Origin of the sequence: Rhodococcus sp. PAE-6 (genome assembly GCF_025290685.1) — a bacterium.
Taxonomy (GTDB): domain Bacteria; phylum Actinomycetota; class Actinomycetes; order Mycobacteriales; family Mycobacteriaceae; genus Rhodococcus; species Rhodococcus pyridinivorans.
In genome coordinates this window covers 1-234 of record NZ_JAOCLZ010000242.1, presented here as the reverse complement: position 1 = coordinate 234, position 234 = coordinate 1, and the positions used below count along the sequence as shown (strand labels likewise).

Below are 234 nucleotides of genomic sequence, written 5' to 3'. Positions count from 1 at the left end.
CACAGCACCACGTGCCGCGCGTCGATATCGCGGAGCTTCGCGACGACCTCCGCGACCTCGCTGTCGAAATGGTCGGGCCGCCAGATCGTGTAGGCCTGTTTCGCGTCGAGGTCGCGGAAGTCGTCGCCGCTCCACACGACCTGCACTTCGGTGACGGTCTGCAGCGCGTTGTTCGAACCGAGGCAGACGCCGAGTGTCTCGATGCCCGCAGCGGTGTCTACGTCGTGCTCGGCA

At 66.2% G+C, this 234-nt stretch carries 1 pseudogene; it reads right to left on the bottom strand.

Annotated elements, in window-relative coordinates:
* Positions 1–234, bottom strand: a pseudogene (locus tag NVV99_RS26895) (hypothetical protein); the annotation flags it as partial.